Source organism: Pusillimonas noertemannii, assembly GCF_003096595.1.
Lineage (GTDB): Bacteria > Pseudomonadota > Gammaproteobacteria > Burkholderiales > Burkholderiaceae_B > Pusillimonas > Pusillimonas noertemannii.
In genome coordinates, this window is sequence record NZ_QEKO01000007.1 from 1 (window position 1) to 15,205 (window position 15,205).

The following is a 15,205-nucleotide window of genomic DNA, read 5'->3' on the forward strand; positions in this document are numbered from 1 at the left end:
GTGCCCAGGTAGGCCAGCGGATCGCGGCTGAGCGCCTTTTCGGCGTTGACCGGCGGCAGGTCCAGGCGGTTCAGGATGGCGCCCATCGACTGGACCGCGATCTGCGCCATGGCCAGGGTTTGCGGGTGGGTCGAGGCACTGGTCAGGATGGTGACGGTCTGGCCTTTTTCCAGCTTCGAAAGCTTCAGGACTTGTTTCCAGGCCTCAAGCAGTTGGTGGTCACTTACAGCCATGGTGTTCTCCTAGTAAAAATTGTCGTGCTCAAGCCTTGGGGGCAAGGGGAGCGCCCAGGAAGGTACCGAACGCGCTGTAGAAGCCCTCTTCGTTGTCCCAGGGAATCATGTGCCCCGCATCGCCCACGCGTGTGTGCTCGACGGACGACAACAGGCCGCGGATCTCTTCGACGTCTTCATCGCGAACGACGTCGCCGCGCTCGGCGGTCATGAGCAGCACAGGCACCTTGGCCTCGGGGAAGTCGACATGGATGTCGTCGGTATGGAAGCCTTCGAAGCTGGCCAATATGGCGCGCTCGTCGCAGGTGTGCAGCCATTCGGCGCGCAGGGCAAGCTGCTCTTCGGTCCAGGTGGGGCAATACTGCCGCATGGCCTCGGCGTCGCAGCCCTTGCGCGCCAACGCCATCGAATCTACATACCAGGGCAGCTTGGAGGGATAGGCGCGGCGGCCCGGCCCCGACACGGGGGGGTCGACCAGCACCATGCGGGTCAGGCCCTTGGGATGGCTGCGCGCGGCGCGCAGCGCGATGCGGCCGCCCATCGAATGGCCCACCAGGGCGTAGCGCTGCAGCCCCAGCGCCTCGGCAAAGGCAACGACGTCGGCCGCCTGGGCGTCAAGGCTGTAGTCGAGCGCATCGGAGGCCTCGGACAGGCCGCGCCCGCGGACGTCGAGCACATAGGTGTCGAAATGCGTGCCGAAGCGTTCGCCCACGAAGCCCCAGGTGATGGCCGGGCTGGTGATGCCCGGAATGATGATGACCGCATCGCGGCCGGCGCGTTCGCCTTCGGTTCCGCCGTAGCGCAGGTAATGCTGCCGAATGCCGTTGGCATGCACGTTTGCGCCATATAGATAAGTACTCATGTATGTTCTCCAACCTACTCGATTCAAAGCTTGAACAGACGCTCGGCGTTGCCGTGGCACACCAGTGCCCGCGTGGCATCGTCCATAGGCGCCTGCTCGATGAAGTCGGCCGCCACGGAACTGGACTCGTAGGGGTAATCCACCGAGAACATCACCGCCTCTGCGCCCATTTCGCCGATGGCACCCATAAGCGTAGCAGAAGAACAGACTCCGGATGTAGTGATTACTATATTGGTGCCGATGTATTCGGATGGTTTGCGCTTGAGCGTGACGCCGCAGGGATAGACGGCGAAACGGCTGTCGAAGCGCCAGCGCTGGAAAGGCAGGCCTTCGCCCATGTGGCCCAGTATGACCTTCACGCCCGGGAAGCGGTCGAACACGCCGCCAAACAGCAGGCGCAACGCATGAGTAGCGGTTTCCACGCCCCAGCCCCAGGTGGCGCCCGTCATTTCGGGGTGGCCGGTGTAGGCGTGCGGCATGCCGTAGGAATCGAAGGGATGCAGGTAGAAAGGCACGTCCAGCGCCTGGACGCGCTCCCAGAACACATCGTATTCGGGGCTGTCGTAGTACACGCCGTTGGTGTGCCCGTTGACCAGCGCGCCCTTGAAGCCCAGTTCTTTGACCGCGCGCTCGAGCTCATCGGCCGCCGCCTTGGGATCCTGCATGGGCAGGGTGGCAAAGCCGCCGTAACGGGTGGGGTGGCGGGCAATCTGCTGCGCCAGGAAATCATTGTTTTCCTTCGAGCGCGCTATGGCCACCGCCGTGTCTTTTTCAACCTGCACGCCGGGGCCGGTCTGGGAAAGAATGACATAGTCGATGCCGGCGGCATCCATCTCCTGCAGGCGCATGTCGTCAAAATCGGTCAGCCGCCGGCCCAGGTCGGCCGCCACTTCGGGATCTATCTGGCTGACGAACGACTTCGAATAGTCTCCGAACCCCACGGCGGTAAAGTGCTCTTCAAAAGCGATCTTGCGTATTCGGCTCACTGCAATACTCCTTATCAGGGATCAAAACGGAAAGGCGTGGCTCCGCCTTTTATCAGTATGCTGATCAAAAAAATTGAGTCTGCCTTGCCGGCGCCCTTATTGCAATAACAAGGAAGAACGCCGGCCCATGCGGCAAACGAAGGATTCAAGGTGCTGCGCCGCCCACGCCAACCGTTGTACGGAATGCGCCAGGAGCGGCCAATATCTGTAAGTATACTGAGAAATTTTCCGGGCGCATACGTAAAAAAGCGCCGATCAGGCGCTTGTACTGGTAAACCCCAGGTAAGCCCCGTACACGTCGCAGGGCAAGGCATGCGCGCACTGCGGAGAGACCCGCCGATTTCCTACAGGGCCTTGAGAGCCGCCCGCCCGTACTGATTATTGGCTTCTACAAGCTCGAGCAGCAGGGACATGAAGATTTTCTGGTCGCGGGCCGACAGGGGCTGAAGCAGGCGGCGCTGCGAACGGGCCATGCTTTCTTGGAGCGCGCCCATCATGGACAAGCCCTTTTCGGTGACGGCCGCCTGGCGCGACCGCCGATCGAGATGGTTGATGCGGCGCTCGACCAGGCCCTTTTCTTCGAGCCGCTTGATGACATCGGCGGCCGTGGTGCGGTCAAGACCCACCTCGTAGCCGATGGCGGTCTGGTCAAGCCAGGGCTCGCGGGCCAGCACGGTAAGCACGCCATATTGCACCGGGGTGACACCGCCTTCTTTACACTCTTCGAAAAACATGGCGTAATGAATCTGATGCAGGCGGCGGATCAAAAACCCCGGACGCGACCAAACCCCGCCGGCAATCACATCGATGTCGCTGTTTCTGTCGGCAAGGTCGGGGGTGTCGTGGTCCATTTTTTCAGTGGCCTGGCGGTATGTCTCAGTCATGGCGATGCGCTCACCCAGCATATTAATTATTCAGCACACATAACATTATAGCCCCAGGCCGCCGCGGGGCACACCCCCGTCGCAGTCAATCCAGCAAGGTCAGTTGCCTCGGCTCTTTTGCCGGGCTTGCGTCGTGCATCGGCCGCAGGCTGCTTATCCGCACCCCCAGGAGCCGGATCCGGCTCTCAAACGGCACACGCTTCAGGCATTGGCCCGCCGCGCCGCGTATGGCGTCGGCATCGGCCACGTCGTGATGCAGGGTAAGGTCGCGGGTCACCGTGCGGAAGTCGTCGAAGCGCAGCTTGATGCCCACGGTGCGCCCCACCACCCGCTTGCGCTGCAGGTCGCCTTCCAGTTGTCCGCACAGGCGGCTGAACACCTCGGACAGGCGGCTGCGATCGTGGATTACGTGCAGGTCGCGCTCGAAAGTGGTTTCGCGGCTGATCGACTTGGGGTCGGAGTGCGTGACGACCGGCCGCTGGTCCTCTCCATTGGCCACTCGCAGCAGCCAGCTTGCATAGGTAAGGCCGAAATGCTCCTGCAGCAGCGAGGGCCTGGCGTGCGCCAGCTGGCCTATCGTCTCGATGCCCAGGGCCTCGAGCTTGCGCGCCGACTTGGGGCCGATGCCGTTGACCTTGGCCGCCGGCAACGGCCATATCCGCGCTGGGATGTCGTCCATGCTCAACAGGGTCAGGCCGTCGGGCTTGTCCAGTTCGGAGCCGATCTTGGCCAGCAGCTTGTTGGGCGCGATGGCAATCGAGCACGACAGGCCGGTCGCGGCCCTGACCGCGTCTTTCAGGCGGCGCCCCACTTGCTCGTCCGGCTCGGGGTGGCCGCTCAGGTCGATGTAGATTTCATCGATGCCGCGGTCCTCGATGTGGGGAACGATCTGCGCCACCGCTTCCTTGAAGCGGCGCGAGCAGTCGCGGTAGGCGGCAAAGTCGGTGGGCAGCAGGATGGCCTGGGGCGCGAGCCGGGCAGCCTTCATCATGCCCATGGCGGAAAACACGCCGAACTTGCGGGCCTCGTAGGTAGAGGTGGTGATGACGCCGCGGCCGACATAGTCGCCCAGACGGGCAAAAAGGCGGGTGCCGTCGGATTGCAGCGGGGGCGGCGAGCCGCCCCCGCCGATCACCACAGGCAGGCCGCGTAGCTCGGGATAGCGCAGCAACTCGACCGACGCATAGAAGGCGTCCATGTCGAGGTGCGCAATGCGACGCGGCGCCGCCGGTGTGGTTTGTGGGAAATCAGTCATGCGTGGCCATCCGGCGCCGCGACGCACGGCGCCCTGACCGCAAGTGTAATACTGAAAACAGACGTCAGCCGGCCCGCCCGCTGCCGGGCGGCAGGCCTTCGGCCAGGCTCATGGTCTGGCTCTCGAGCTGCGTATGGGCGTGCTCGCGAAAAAGAAATTCGGCACGGTCGCCGTGGCGGGCCTCGATCGCACCGACGATGGCGTGGTGTTGCCGATGGGCATAGAACAGCAGGTCGAACATCTTTTCTTTGCTGGTGCTCGAGAAAGCGACACTGAGCGGCGCCGTGAACGGCACGACATTGCAACGGTCTATCAAGGTGCTTAGCAAGGGTATGCCGGCCTCTTCGACGATCAGGTCATGAAAGCGCTCGTTCATCTGGCCGTAGCGCAGTTCGTCGTCGTCCCGGAGGCGATGCCCGGTAAACAGCACGTCGCCCTCGGCCAGGCAGGCCTTGAGCCGGGCAAGAAAGGTGCTCGAGACGCCGCGCTCGGCCACGGTGCGCGCCGCCACCCCCTCGAGCACGGAGCGCAGCTTGAGGGCGTCGAGCGAGTGTTGCATGGTAAAGGCCCGCACCGAATAGCCACGCTTGCCGGCCGGAACCAGCAGGCCCTCCTGGGCCAGGGCGGGCAGCGCCTGGCGCACCGGCGTGCGCGACACCCCAAGCCGCGTCGCCAGCTCGGCCTCTTTCATACGTTCGCCCGGCAGCACGTCGCCCCGAAGAATCATCTCGCGCAAGCGTACCGTTACCGTTGATTGCTGAGCCATGCGCCCCATCCGAAAGAAGACTGCGAACCTGCAGTCGCACCGCCTTGGCCAAAAAACCCATTTGTACCCCCGATACCTGAGTCCTCAGGCCAATAGTAACAAGACCGGCCTCATTTTGGGATCCCCAAATAATAGATATCGCCTAGTATCAACCCTATGTTCATAATTAGGGATCCAAAAGTATAATCAGGGTTAGGGTCGCAAAATGCGTCCGACACCCGCTCGCTCGACCCCAGCACAGGAACACACCATGGCCAAGATAATCGGATCCATCGGCACCTCGCACGTGCCCACCATAGGCGTCGCCTACGACAAGGGCCGCCAGGCCGATCCCGCCTGGGCCCCGCTTTTCGACGGCTACAAGCCCGTAGCCCAATGGCTGGCCGAGAAAAAGCCCGACGCGCTGGTCTTCTTCTACAACGACCACGCCACCACTTTCTTCTTCGACATGTACCCCACCTTCGCGCTGGGGGTGGGCGAGCGCTTTCCGGTCGCCGACGAAGGCGCCGGCCTGCGGCCGCTGCCGCATATCAAGGGCAATGTCGATCTTCAATGCCATATTGCCGAGTCTCTCGTCAACGACGAGTTCGACCTGACCATCTTCCAGGAAAAGCCCATCGACCACGGCTGCGCCTCGCCGCTGCCGCTGCTGTGGCCGCACGATCCCGACTGGCCGGGTGCCCTGGTGCCCATCGCCATCAACGTGCTGCAGTACCCCCTGCCCACCGCCAAGCGCTGCTACAAGCTGGGCCAGGCCGTGCGCCGCGCCGTCGAGTCCTATCCCGAAGACCTCAAGGTGGTCATCGTGGGCACCGGCGGGCTGTCGCACCAAATCCACGGCGAGCGCACCGGCTTCAACAACGAAGAATGGGACCACGAATTCCTGCGCCTGCTGCAGTTCGAACCTGAAAAGCTCACCGAGCTCACTCATGCCGACTTCGTGCGCCGGGGCGGCGCCGAAAGCGTCGAACAGATCATGTGGCTGGCCATGCGCGGCGCCATGCCCGAGAAAATCCGCAGGCTGCATCTCAATTACTACCTGGCCACCACCACCGCCATGACCCTGGCGCTGTACGAAGAAGGCGAAGAGCCCGCCCAGACGGCCGCCGCAACGGCCAGCCGGGTTCCCGACAACGCAACCGCTTGAGCAGGCAACAAACATGAATCCGCAACTCAAGGGCATGGAAGAGATCGAAGGCACCTATGCCTTCGACATCCGCACCAGCAACAAGGCCCTCAAGCTCAACCGCTTCTTCTGGAACATGATCCGCGCCGAATGGCGCGACCGCTACAAGACCGACCCCGAGGCCGTCATGCAGGAAGCCGGCCTGAACGACACCGAGAAGAACCTGGTGCGCACCGAAGACTGGCTGGGCCTCGTCCAATACGGTGCCTGCTTCTTCGTCATCGAGAAATTCGCCCGCGTCGTGCGCAAGACCAATCTCGAAGTCTATGCCATGATGCGCGGAGAAACCTTCGAACAGTTCATGGCCACGCGCAGGGTGCCCGAATCGCGCTAGCCGCGCCGGCTGTCCGTTCCCGCATTTCCAGTTTGACGCAGCACCGTTGAAACGCGCCGCCCGCTCCAGCGGACGGCGCGGCATTTTCCACCACCAAGGAGCACGACATGGCATCAAACAGAGGCGTGGCTTACATCGAGCCAGGCAAGGTCGAAGTCCAATCCATTCCCTTTCCCGAACTGGTCAACCCCGGGGGCAAAAAGGCCAACCACGGCGTCATCCTCAAGGTTCTTTCCACCAATATCTGCGGCTCCGACCAGCACATGGTGCGCGGCCGCACCACCGCCCCGGCCGGCCTGATCCTGGGCCATGAAATCACCGGCGAAGTGCTCGAGGCCGGCGGCGACGTCGAGTTCCTGAAAAAAGGCGACATCGTCTCGGTGCCCTTCAACGTGGCCTGCGGGCGCTGCCGCACCTGCAAAGAGCAGGACACCGGCGTGTGCCTGAACGTCAACCCCTCGCGCGCGGGCGGCGCCTACGGCTATGTCGACATGGGCGGCTGGATAGGCGGCCAGGCCGAGTACGTCATGGTGCCCTACGCCGACTTCAACCTGCTGAAGTTCCCCGACAACGACCAGGCGCGTGAAAAAATCCAGGACCTCACCTGCCTGTCCGACATCCTGCCCACCGGCTTTCACGGCGCGGTCAGCGCCGGGGTGGGCCCGGGCAGCACGGTGTATGTGGCGGGCGCCGGCCCCGTGGGCCTGGCGGCGGCCGCTTCGGCCCGCCTGCTGGGCGCGGCGGTGGTCATCGTGGGCGATCTCAATGCCGAACGCCTGGCGCACGCACGCAAGGTGGGTTTTGAAACCGTCGACGTGTCGCAAGACGCCTCGCTGGGCGAGCAGATCGCGCAAATCCTGGGCACGCCCGAGGTAGATTGCGCCATCGACGCGGTGGGCTTCGAGGCGCGCGGCCACGGCCACTCGGGTTCGCAAACCGAAGCACCCGCCACCGTGCTCAATTCGCTCATGGACATCACCCGCGCGGCGGGCAAGATCGGCATCCCGGGGCTATACGTTACCGAAGACCCGGGCGGCGTCGACAAGGCCGCCCAGCATGGCTCGCTAAGCGTGCGGTTCGGCCTGGGCTGGGCCAAGTCGCACAGCTTCTTCACGGGCCAGACCCCGGTCATGAAGTACAACCGGGCCCTGATGCAGGCCATTCTGTGGGACCGCATCAACATCGCCGAAGTGGTGGGCGTGCAGGTCATCAGCCTTGATGACGCCCCGCGCGGCTATCACGAGTTCGACGCCGGCGCGCCCCGGAAATTCGTGATCGATCCTCACAACCAGCTGGGGCATCTGCGCAAGGTCGCCTGACCTCCCGGCCAATGCAGTGCAATGTGCGGCCCCCGGGCCGCACATTTTTTTGCCGATGGGGCCAGCTATTTTGCTCTAAGCCGATAAGCCCGAATAGAAAACTGCTGTACTGCAGAAGAGAAAAGTCGTGCAGAAAATCCAGCACACCAACCTGCGAAGCCCTGCGGCATCCCCGCCTTAGACACCCAGAGGAGCGATGCGGGGAAGTATTTTGGGCGACGTTGAGCGAGCCGAGCACCCTGACGTTTTTGGGGATGCAAGCCCGCAACTGTTCGAGCAACACGGGTGCGGGCCACCGGCCCGCAGTTGCGAGTTTTGCGGGCGCCCCAAAAATGATAGGGTGCGAGGGCAGCCGGCGAAGCCGGCCGAAGCTCTCCGGCGTCCAAAATACGGCCCCGCAGCACGCCGGCTTAAAGACCCAAATACAGACAGGCCCCAACTCTAAAGCATTTTCCGATTTGCTCTAGGCAGGGGTGATCCGCTCCAGCGCCTTGGCCAGATTGTTTACGCTGCGGTCCACATCGCGCAGCTTGTCCAGGCCGAACAGGCCCAGCCGGAAGGTCTTGAAGCCCGGAGGCTCGTCGCATTGCAGGGGCACGCCGGCCGCGGCCTGGATGCCCGCCTCGGCAAACTTGCGGGCCGAGTGGATGCCGTCGTCCGTGGTGTAGCTTACTACCACCCCCGGGGCCTCGAAACCGGGTGCGGCAACGCTCTTGAAACCTTTTTCGCGCAGCAGCGCGCGCACCCGGGCGCCCAGTTCGAACTGCGCCTCGCGCAAGGCGTCGAAGCCTTCGGACTCGGCCTCGGCCATGGCGTCGCGCAGCACCGTGAGCGAGTCGGTGGGCATGGTGGCATGGTAGCCGAAGCCGCCCTGCTCATATGCCTGCATGATGCCCAGCCATTTGCGCAGGTCGCTGGCAAAGCTGGTGCTGGTGGTTTGTTCGATGCGCTCGAGCGCAGTGGCGGACAGCATGACCAGGCCGCAGCAGGCGGAACCCGTCCAGCCCTTTTGCGGCGCGCTGATCAGGATGTCGACGCCGGTGTCGCGCATATCGACCCAGAGGGTTCCGGACGCGATGCAATCGAGCACGAACAGGGCGCCCACGGCGTGGGCCGCATCAGCCACGCGGCGCAGATAGTCGTCGGGCAGCAAGATGCCCGAGGCGGTTTCGACGTGCGCGGCAAATACCAGGTCGGGCTTCTGGCGCGCGATGGCCTGGACGACCTCTTCGATGGGGGGCGGCTGGTAGGCCGCTTGTTCGCCCGCCTCGATGGGCCGGGCCTTGAGGACGATTTCTTCGGCGGGAATGGAGCCGGCCTGGAAGATTTGCGTCCAGCGGTAGCTGAACCAGCCATTGCGTATGACCAGGCAGCGCTTGCCGGTGGCAAACTGCCGGGCCACGGCTTCCATGCCGAAGGTGCCGCTGCCCGGCACCACGATGGCGGCCTGTGCGCCGTACACCTGCTTGAGCGTGCGGGAGATGTCCTTCATGACGCCCTGGAAGGCGCTGGACATGTGGTTGAGCGCGCGATCGGTATAGACCACCGAATATTCGAGAAGTCCGTCGGGATCGACGTCGGGCAGCAGGCCGGGCATATGCGTCTCCACGTTTTCCGCCCTGATGGCGGCGGATCGATTGCTTATTGTAGGCCAGGAGGGAGCTTAGGGCCTGTTAACACTAAAGGCTCTAATCCTTCTTGAGCTGATCGACCAGCTCTTGCCATACGAAATCGCGCTGTGTGTCGTAGGCCAGGCCTGCGGCCTGCATGGCGTCGACCAGGGCATCCTGGCTCTGGGCCGTGGCCTGCGCCATCAGGGGCGTAACGTCGACGTCCTGCAGGGTTTCCATGACCTCGCGCATCTCGGCGGCGCGCCGGCGGCCGTGTTCGGCCACGCGGCTGATCAGGTAGTGAGGCAGGTTTTCCGTCCAGCCCATGCCGGGAAAGGTTTCGTTCAGCGAGGCCAGCACCGCCTCTTCGGCGCCGTAGCGGCGCGCCGCCGTCATGCATTCGACGGTCAGTGCCTCGAGGCCCTTGATCATCACGCTGCGGCACATCTTGATGGCCGAGGCCACGCCCACCTGGGTGGAGACGGCCTTGGTCCGCAGACCGAGCTCGTTCAGGCTGCCCGACAGCGCCTGCGCGTGTTCGCCCCCAAGCAGCATGGGCACTTTCAGCCCATAGGGCGGCACCGGCGCCATCACGGCCGATTCAATATAAAAACCGCCGGCCGCCTCGATGGCGTCGCGATCGGCATGCTTGGTGGCCGGCGACACCGAGTTGATGTCGAGGAAATACTGGCCGGCGTGCAGGCACTGGGCGGCATCGACGGCCGCCTGGGCCGCCGAACTGGCCGTAACGGCCGAGATGACCAGGTCGGCATCCTGCACCGCGGCCGCCAGGCTGGCATGCAGGCTGACGCCGGCCTGCTGGGCGCGTGCCTCGAGCCCCGGACGGTGCTCGGCGTCATGCACCTTGATGTCGTAGGCGCCGACTGTTGCACCCGCCTCGGCCAGGCCCTGGCCCAGCAGGAACCCGGCTTCGCCAAAGCCCACCAGGGCGATGGTGTTCAGGAGGGGAGCGGTTGCTTGGTTCATAGTCTTTCTCGCAAGGCGGTCGTGGGCGGGGTGTTCAGCGGTCGAGCCAATCGGCCAGCACGGCCGTTACCTCATCGGGCCTTTCCATGGTGGACATGTGGCCGCTTTCTTCTATGGCCACCAGGGTGGCGTAGGGTGCCGGTATCAGGCTGCTTATGGTTTCGTGAAGCGCGTAGGTGCTCCAGGCGTCCTGGCGGCCGCAAATGACATAGGTGGGACAGGCCAGCGAGCGCAGCACCGGCTCGGCGTCGGGCCGGGCCAGCAGCGCCCTGATCTGGGCCTCGAACTGCTGCGGCGTGCGCCGCTCGATCATGTCCAGTATCTCTTCGAACAAGGGCGTGTCCAGCTGGCTGGGATGCACCATGCCCGGCGCCCAGAGCGTCTTGCCCATTTCGCGCATGCCGTGTTCGCGGGCGAACTGCAGCAGCGACATGCGCTTGGCCTCTTCCTGCCGGCCCGCCTCGCCCCCGTCCAGGGGCGCATAGCCCGTGTCCAGCAGCGCCAGCCGGCGCACGCGCTGCGGAGCCTGGCGCACGATCTCGACGGCCACCCGGCCGCCCATGGAATGGCCCGCCAGCGAAAAGGTGTCGTAGGGCGCGTCGCGCAGCACCTTGGCCGCCATGGCCGGCAAAGAATCGATGTCGTGGTATTCGGCAACGAAAGACTCGGCCCGCGGGGCGAGGCCGCTTTGCTGGTGCTTCCACACCGCCGCATCGCACATCAGGCCGGGAAGAAAAACGATTTGTTCTGTTGTCATGCCTTTTTCCAGTCGGGCCGTTGACATCGGAAAGGCCGCCGCATGGGCCTTTCCGCGTCAACCGGCCTTGGGGTTCCAAATACGCGCGGGCACGTGGACGTGGCCGTCGAACAGCCACCGGGCCGTGCGTATCAGGGCCGCGCTGGTGATGGTGACGGCATCGGCCTCGCGGCAAAGATGCATCTGGGTGCTGAGTTCGCCGCTGGGGTGCTCGATGCCCAGCACAGGGCTGTCGCCCGGCGGCAGCTGCGCCACGTCCTCGCACACGCTGCCCGGCAGCACTGCGGCCGAGGCGGCGCTGACCGCCCCAAGCACGCCGATGGAGGCATGGCACACATGGGGAATGAAGCTGCGCGTATTGAGCGCGCCGCCCTCACGGGGTGGCGAAACCAGGCACATCTTGGGCACGGTGCGCTGGGCGACGTCGCCCAGGTTCATCATGGGACCGGCCGCAAGACGTATGGCCTCGATGCGGGCCTTGAGCGCTTCGTCGGCATCGAGCTGCTCGCGGCTTTCATACCCCGTGCAGCCCAGGTCCCGGGCGCGCAACACCACGGTGGGCATGCCGTTGTCGATGAGGGTGGCCTCGATACCGTCGATGACGTCGCGCACATTGCCGGTGGGCAGCAGGGCGCCGCAGGAGGAGCCCGCCGTGTCCTTGAATTCGAGCGGGATGGCCGCGGCCGTTCCGGGCACGCCGTCGATGCGCTGGTCGCCCTCATATTCGACCCGCCCCGCGGGCGTGGAGACCGTGGCTATGGCCACCTGCCCGGTATTGACCATGTGGATGGCGACGCGGGTGGTTTCGCCCTGGGCCGGGACCAGGCCCAGCTCGATCGCGAACGGGCCGACGCCGGCCAGCATATTGCCGCAGTTCTGACCGTAGTCGACCCGCGCCTCGTCGACCAGCACCTGGGCGAAGAGATAGTCGACGTCGGCGTCGTCGCGCGTGGGCGGCGACACGATGGCAACCTTGCTGGTAAGCGAATCAGCGCCGCCGATGCCGTCGATCTGCCTGGAATCGGGCGAGCCCATGACCGACAGCAGCACGCTATCGCGCAAGGCGGGGTCGGCGGGCAGGTCAGAAGCCAGGAAGTAGGCGCCCTTGGACGTGCCGCCGCGCATCTGCACGCAGGGGATACGGGTTTGCATCATTTGCCTTGGAGTTCGTCCAGCGAGTCGACATAGCGCAGGCCCTTGGCCTCGAGCTTTTCGCGCATCTTATAGTAGTCAAGGCCCAGCGCGCCCGAGGCGAGCGTCTTGCGGGTAACGGCCTCTTTGTCGAGGCGGGCCTGCGAGGCCTGCGCCACCTGGGCCACATTGGCCAACGGCACCACCACCACGCCGTCGTCGTCGGCCACGATGACGTCGCCCGGATTGACGATCTGCTGCGCGCACACCACGGGCACATTGACCGAACCCAGGGTTTCTTTCACAGTGCCCTGGGCCGACACGGCCCGCGACCACACGGGAAAGCCCATTTCCTTCAGCGCCTTGACGTCGCGGCAGCCCGCGTCGATGACCAGGCCGCGCACGCCGCGGGCGGCAAGCGAGGTGGCCAGCAGTTCGCCGAAATAGCCGTCGAGGCATTCAGAAGTGGGCGCGACCACCAGCACGTCGCCTTCGCGGCACTGCTCGACCGCCACATGCAGCATCCAGTTGTCGGAAGGCGGCACCAGCGCGGTGACGGCGGAGCCCGCAATGGCCGCGCCCTGCCAGATGGGACGCATATAGGGCGCCAGCAGGCCCAGGCGGCTTTGCGCTTCGTGCACCGTGGCGGCGCCCGCTTCTTGCAGGATGGCGACGTGGGCCGCGTCGGCGCGCGGAATGTTTTGAACGACGACGCCCCGGATCATGACAGGTCTCCCACGACGGCCGGGGTCAGGCGCATATAGCCCTCGGCGTACTCGATGTTGCGCGCGGCGGTGATGCCGATGTTGCGCTTGGCCTGCACGCCGCGCTGCTGGGCAACGCGCGTGTAGTAGGCCCAAAGGTGTTCCTGGCCCGCCATGCATTCGATGGCCTGGCGCTTGATGTCCCAGACGTCGGTGATATCGAGGAAGGTGTTGGGCACCCATTCGCACTGTTCGGTCTGATGAGGCTCGAAGGCATATACCGGCGGGGCGCCGACGATCTTCTGGCCGGGGTTGTGGCCTTCGGCCTGGGCGATGACGCGGGCCTCTTGGGCCACGTGCATGGCCAGCGGATGGTCGAAGTTGTAGGGATCCTTGACAGAATGGCTGAGCACGAATGCCGGCTGCACGTCGCGGTACACATCCACCAAGCGGAACAGCGCCTCGTCGCTGACGCGCATGGGGTAGTCGCCCAGGTCGAAGAATTCGATTTCGGCGCCCAATATGTCAGCGGCCTTCTGTGCCTCTTCGCGGCGGGCCGCCTTGACTTTCTCGAGCGTCATCTCGCCCTTGCGCCACAGCTTGGCCGATTCGCCCCGCTCGCCGAAAGACAGACAGACGACTTTCATGCGATAGCCCTGGCGCACGTGGGTGGCGATGGCGCCGGCCGAGCGCCAGACGAAATCGGCCGAATGCGCGCTGATGACCAGCCCGGCGCGGGGAGTGGACTCTGTGCTTGCGTTCATGGAGGTTCCTGTAAGGGTGTTATGACTGAATATTGAGCTGCTCGCCTGCGCCCAGTGTGTCAAAACCCGCTCTCGAGCACCAGTGACATCGCGTGCCTAGCTAGGCATTTTACTTATAGGTCTTCTTGGGCCAACAATCGGATCTCGTCCATGAACATGCGCAGCGCCGACCCGGGATCGGCGTCGGCCCGCATTGTCAGGCCGATTTGCCGCTCGGTTTCGTGAATCTGAAGCGGCACGACAGCAAGCAGCCCTGCCGATACGCCTCGCACTATCTGCCGGCGCGACAACAGGGCGAGGCGGTCGCTGTCCATCAGCAGGGCCTGCACGACCACCGCACTATTGGCTTCGAGCAACCCACGCGGCGCAGCCACGCCCTCGGCCGCGAAGGCGCGCTCGAAAGCCTCTCTCGCCGGCGTCCCCGACAGAGGCGCGATCCACGGCGCAGCCTCCAGTTCGCGCAAGCCGCACGGCGGCTCGTCCAGCAGCGGATGGCCCCGCCGCGCCACGACGCAAAGCGTGTCGGTGAACAAGGTTTCCTGGACAATTTCGGGCCCGGCCGCCCAAGGACGCAAGGCGCCCACGATGACGTCCACGTCGGCATGCAGCAGCTGGTTCAGCAAGGCATCGTAAGTGCCGTCGACGATGGTGACGTGCAGGTCCCGGTGCCGCGAAAGCACGCGGTCGACGGCGCGCGGCACCAGCACGCCCGCCGACAGGGGCAGCGACCCCACCACAATGCGCCCCCGCATCCGGCCGCGCAGGGCGCCCAGGTCTTCGTGCGCGTGGCGCAGCTCGTCCATGGCCAGCTTGGCACGCCGCAACACCGCTTCACCGCTTTCGGTCAGCCGCATGCCGCGCGAAGAGCGCTGGAACAGTCTTGTCCCCAGCATGTGCTCGACCTGCCGCAAGGCCTGGTTCACCGCCGGCTGGCTTACGCCCAGGCGCCGCGCGGCCGCCGATTCGCCGCGGCTTTCGCAAAACGCGATGTAGGTTTGAAGATGGCGATGAGAACAGGCGCCCGAGAAACGTCCGCGCCCAAACTCGAGCCTGCGGGCCGCTTCATCAGCAAGGCGGGCCGCCTCGGTTTCGGCAAGCTCGAGCTGGGCCATGGCACGGCTTGCACGATGGGCCAGCAGCCGGCCCTCGGCGGTGGCCAGCATGCCGCGGGCCCCGCGGTCGAATATGGTTAACCCCAAGCTCGATTCCAGTTGGCGTATGGCGCGCGCAATGGCAGACTGTGACAATGGCAGCGCTTCGCTCGCCCGCGCGGTGCTGCCTGCCCGGCATACCGCCAGCACGCATCGCAGCTGCTTCAGGTGGGGCGCCAAAGACTGCGCCTCCAGCTTGCCCCCTTCGTCGGACGCCGCCACAAATGGCCTCTTTCAAGCAGGTATCAGAAGGCCCGATTGTACCGGCCGCCCTGT

At 64.8% G+C, this 15,205-nt stretch carries 16 protein-coding genes; 3 read left to right on the top strand and 13 right to left on the bottom strand.

Going from position 1 to position 15,205, the window contains the following annotated elements:
• The 6 genes from C7440_RS17000 to C7440_RS17025 form a co-directional block, all read right to left on the bottom strand.
• Nucleotides 1–233, bottom strand: a 233-nt coding sequence (locus tag C7440_RS17000) for a 2,5-dihydroxypyridine 5,6-dioxygenase NicX family protein (protein ID WP_480383346.1), incomplete at its 3' end; no start/stop codon positions are given.
• Between the two features lie 28 nt (nucleotides 234–261).
• Complete coding sequence (locus C7440_RS17005) at nucleotides 262–1,095, bottom strand: alpha/beta fold hydrolase (RefSeq protein ID WP_116519347.1); 834 nt, start codon at nucleotides 1,093–1,095, stop codon at nucleotides 262–264.
• A gap of 23 nt (nucleotides 1,096–1,118) precedes the next feature.
• The gene (locus C7440_RS17010) at nucleotides 1,119–2,081 is read right to left on the bottom strand and encodes an amidohydrolase family protein (protein ID WP_116519348.1); all 963 of its coding nucleotides are present in this window, start codon (nucleotides 2,079–2,081) and stop codon (nucleotides 1,119–1,121) included.
• A 344-nt stretch (nucleotides 2,082–2,425) separates the two neighbouring features.
• Nucleotides 2,426–2,965 carry a MarR family winged helix-turn-helix transcriptional regulator gene (locus tag C7440_RS17015; RefSeq protein ID WP_026068130.1) on the bottom strand — a complete coding sequence of 180 codons (540 nt, stop codon included), beginning with the start codon at nucleotides 2,963–2,965 and terminating at the stop codon, nucleotides 2,426–2,428.
• Between the two features lie 85 nt (nucleotides 2,966–3,050).
• Nucleotides 3,051–4,220, bottom strand: a complete 1,170-nt coding sequence (dinB, locus tag C7440_RS17020; RefSeq protein WP_116519349.1) for a DNA polymerase IV — start codon at nucleotides 4,218–4,220, stop codon at nucleotides 3,051–3,053.
• A 64-nt stretch (nucleotides 4,221–4,284) separates the two neighbouring features.
• Nucleotides 4,285–4,986: a GntR family transcriptional regulator gene (locus C7440_RS17025; protein WP_243410965.1), complete on the bottom strand. Its 702-nt coding sequence runs from the start codon at nucleotides 4,984–4,986 to the stop codon at nucleotides 4,285–4,287.
• Nucleotides 4,987–5,236: 250 nt separating this feature from the next.
• Between C7440_RS17025 and C7440_RS17030 the strand changes: the two genes are divergently transcribed.
• The 3 genes from C7440_RS17030 to fdhA all read left to right on the top strand — a co-directional run bounded on the left by C7440_RS17030 (nucleotide 5,237) and on the right by fdhA (nucleotide 7,825).
• On the top strand, nucleotides 5,237–6,133 hold the full coding sequence (locus C7440_RS17030) for a gallate dioxygenase (protein ID WP_116519351.1): 897 nt from the start codon (nucleotides 5,237–5,239) through the stop codon (nucleotides 6,131–6,133).
• Nucleotides 6,134–6,146: 13 nt separating this feature from the next.
• On the top strand, nucleotides 6,147–6,506 hold the full coding sequence (locus C7440_RS17035) for a protocatechuate 3,4-dioxygenase (protein ID WP_116519352.1): 360 nt from the start codon (nucleotides 6,147–6,149) through the stop codon (nucleotides 6,504–6,506).
• 107 nt (nucleotides 6,507–6,613) lie between these two features.
• Nucleotides 6,614–7,825 carry a formaldehyde dehydrogenase, glutathione-independent gene (gene fdhA / locus C7440_RS17040; protein WP_116519353.1) on the top strand — a complete coding sequence of 404 codons (1,212 nt, stop codon included), beginning with the start codon at nucleotides 6,614–6,616 and terminating at the stop codon, nucleotides 7,823–7,825.
• Between the two features lie 463 nt (nucleotides 7,826–8,288).
• On the opposite strand, the gene C7440_RS17045 is transcribed toward fdhA, so the two are convergent.
• The 7 genes from C7440_RS17045 to C7440_RS17075 form a co-directional block, all read right to left on the bottom strand.
• Nucleotides 8,289–9,422: an aminotransferase class V-fold PLP-dependent enzyme gene (locus C7440_RS17045; RefSeq protein ID WP_116519354.1), complete on the bottom strand. Its 1,134-nt coding sequence runs from the start codon at nucleotides 9,420–9,422 to the stop codon at nucleotides 8,289–8,291.
• Between the two features lie 91 nt (nucleotides 9,423–9,513).
• Nucleotides 9,514–10,422, bottom strand: coding sequence for a DUF1932 domain-containing protein (locus C7440_RS17050; protein ID WP_116519355.1), 909 nt, complete (start codon nucleotides 10,420–10,422; stop codon nucleotides 9,514–9,516).
• Between the two features lie 34 nt (nucleotides 10,423–10,456).
• Complete coding sequence (locus C7440_RS17055) at nucleotides 10,457–11,179, bottom strand: alpha/beta fold hydrolase (protein WP_116519356.1); 723 nt, start codon at nucleotides 11,177–11,179, stop codon at nucleotides 10,457–10,459.
• A 57-nt stretch (nucleotides 11,180–11,236) separates the two neighbouring features.
• Complete coding sequence (locus tag C7440_RS17060) at nucleotides 11,237–12,331, bottom strand: 4-oxalomesaconate tautomerase (RefSeq protein ID WP_116519357.1); 1,095 nt, start codon at nucleotides 12,329–12,331, stop codon at nucleotides 11,237–11,239.
• Nucleotides 12,331–13,035, bottom strand: coding sequence for a 4-carboxy-4-hydroxy-2-oxoadipate aldolase/oxaloacetate decarboxylase (locus tag C7440_RS17065; protein WP_116519358.1), 705 nt, complete (start codon nucleotides 13,033–13,035; stop codon nucleotides 12,331–12,333). Before C7440_RS17065 ends, C7440_RS17060 begins: the two co-directional genes overlap by 1 nt.
• Entirely contained in the window at nucleotides 13,032–13,778 is a 747-nt protein-coding gene (locus C7440_RS17070) for a PIG-L deacetylase family protein (protein ID WP_017523070.1), read from the bottom strand. Before C7440_RS17070 ends, C7440_RS17065 begins: the two co-directional genes overlap by 4 nt.
• 113 nt (nucleotides 13,779–13,891) lie before the next feature.
• Nucleotides 13,892–15,151, bottom strand: a complete 1,260-nt coding sequence (locus tag C7440_RS17075) for a LysR family transcriptional regulator (RefSeq protein ID WP_116519359.1) — start codon at nucleotides 15,149–15,151, stop codon at nucleotides 13,892–13,894.
• Nucleotides 15,152–15,205 lie beyond the last annotated feature (54 nt).

Excerpts from the sequence above, each read along its gene's own strand:
- C7440_RS17045 (WP_116519354.1), bottom strand. The coding sequence starts at position 9,422 with ATGCCCGGCCTGCTGCCCGACGTCGATCCCGACGGACTTCTCGAATAT.
- C7440_RS17065 (WP_116519358.1), bottom strand. The coding sequence starts at position 13,035 with ATGATCCGGGGCGTCGTCGTTCAAAACATTCCGCGCGCCGACGCGGCC.
- C7440_RS17055 (WP_116519356.1), bottom strand. The coding sequence starts at position 11,179 with ATGACAACAGAACAAATCGTTTTTCTTCCCGGCCTGATGTGCGATGCG.
- C7440_RS17025 (WP_243410965.1), bottom strand. The coding sequence starts at position 4,986 with ATGGCTCAGCAATCAACGGTAACGGTACGCTTGCGCGAGATGATTCTT.
- C7440_RS17060 (WP_116519357.1), bottom strand. The coding sequence starts at position 12,331 with ATGCAAACCCGTATCCCCTGCGTGCAGATGCGCGGCGGCACGTCCAAG.
- fdhA (WP_116519353.1), top strand. The coding sequence starts at position 6,614 with ATGGCATCAAACAGAGGCGTGGCTTACATCGAGCCAGGCAAGGTCGAA.
- C7440_RS17070 (WP_017523070.1), bottom strand. The coding sequence starts at position 13,778 with ATGAACGCAAGCACAGAGTCCACTCCCCGCGCCGGGCTGGTCATCAGC.
- C7440_RS17035 (WP_116519352.1), top strand. The coding sequence starts at position 6,147 with ATGAATCCGCAACTCAAGGGCATGGAAGAGATCGAAGGCACCTATGCC.
- C7440_RS17005 (WP_116519347.1), bottom strand. The coding sequence starts at position 1,095 with ATGAGTACTTATCTATATGGCGCAAACGTGCATGCCAACGGCATTCGG.
- dinB (WP_116519349.1), bottom strand. The coding sequence starts at position 4,220 with ATGACTGATTTCCCACAAACCACACCGGCGGCGCCGCGTCGCATTGCG.
- C7440_RS17050 (WP_116519355.1), bottom strand. The coding sequence starts at position 10,422 with ATGAACCAAGCAACCGCTCCCCTCCTGAACACCATCGCCCTGGTGGGC.
- C7440_RS17030 (WP_116519351.1), top strand. The coding sequence starts at position 5,237 with ATGGCCAAGATAATCGGATCCATCGGCACCTCGCACGTGCCCACCATA.
- C7440_RS17015 (WP_026068130.1), bottom strand. The coding sequence starts at position 2,965 with ATGACTGAGACATACCGCCAGGCCACTGAAAAAATGGACCACGACACC.